Source organism: Erythrobacter sp. (assembly GCF_038133525.1).
In the GTDB taxonomy this organism is placed as follows: Bacteria; Pseudomonadota; Alphaproteobacteria; order Sphingomonadales; family Sphingomonadaceae; genus Qipengyuania.
The window spans coordinates 800-1,943 of record NZ_JAYPTL010000152.1; the positions used below are offsets into that span (position 1 = coordinate 800).

2 protein-coding genes are annotated in these 1,144 nt (G+C 61.9%); one reads left to right on the top strand and one right to left on the bottom strand.

Features of this window, described 5'->3' with window-relative positions; genetic code table 11:
• A partial coding sequence (locus AAFM29_RS17390; RefSeq protein WP_341713975.1) for a TonB-dependent receptor plug domain-containing protein occupies positions 1–423 on the bottom strand: 423 nt, incomplete at its 3' end.
• 321 nt (positions 424–744) lie between these two features.
• Here AAFM29_RS17390 and AAFM29_RS17395 point away from each other — a divergent pair.
• Positions 745–1,144, top strand: a 400-nt coding sequence (locus AAFM29_RS17395) for a GTP-binding protein (RefSeq protein WP_341713976.1), incomplete at its 3' end; no start/stop codon positions are given.

Sequence of the window (1,144 nt, forward strand, 5' to 3'; positions counted from 1 at the left end):
TGCGTTATTCGCGCCATTGCCGAAACCGCGAATGATGAAATTGGTATTGGCCGACGACTGCAGCTGCGTCACCCGCAGCGAAGGCACCTCGGTCGTGAGATCCTTGAGGTCGCGAATCTCGGCGCGCTCAAGCTGCTCTTCGGTGGTGACGGTCACGGCGACCGGCACATCCTGCAGCGTCTGCGCGCGCTTGGTCGCGGTGACGATGATGTCATTGCCATGGGCGGCGGGCTGTTCGCCATCCTCAAAGGCAGGTTCGGCGAAGGCAGGTTCGGCATAGGCCGGCTCCGCATATTCGCTATCGTCGGTGGTGGTGTCGGCGTCCTGCGCCAGTGCCTGAGCCGGCGCAGCCATCGCCGCCAGGCTCGCACCCGACAATACGACAGCGCGCACGGCCGAAAAGCCGCGACCAGTCATTCGCATCATGATGTTCCTCTGCTTGTCCTCTCAGGCCCCTGTCCGATCCGGTCGTGCGTTTGCATCTTGCCCGGAAGGGCCAACTATGGAGCGAAAACTAGAAAGACCGGGGGATACAGGCAATCGGAGTAAGATAATTTCCCACCGCTACGACGGGCAGTGTGGCGCAATGGCAACAGGCAAAAGGCTTGCTGCAATGCACTCTCTGCTATAGGGGCGCGCTCGTGAAAAGGGCGCGGCCTGCCTGTTTGGGTGGGCGACGCGGCGAATGCAGGGCAGCCGGCCCTCCCTCGACCAGCTGACAGATGCATATTTAAGAGGGACCTCATGTCCGCCGACCTTCGCAATATCGCGATCATCGCGCACGTCGACCATGGCAAGACCACGCTCGTCGACCAGCTTTTCCGCCAATCGGGCACGTTCCGTGAAAACCAGCGCGTGGAAGAACGCGCCATGGATTCGAACGACCTCGAAAAAGAGCGCGGGATCACCATTCTCGCCAAGCCCACCTCGATCGAATGGGAAGGGCTGCGCATCAACATCGTCGACACCCCCGGCCACGCCGACTTCGGCGCCGAGGTGGAGCGCATCCTCTCGATGGTCGATGGCGTGATCCTGCTGGTCGATTCGGCCGAAGGCCCAATGCCGCAGACCAAGTTCGTTACCGGCAAGGCGCTGGCGCTTGGCCTCAAGCCGATCGTCGTCGTCAACAAGATCGACCGTCCCG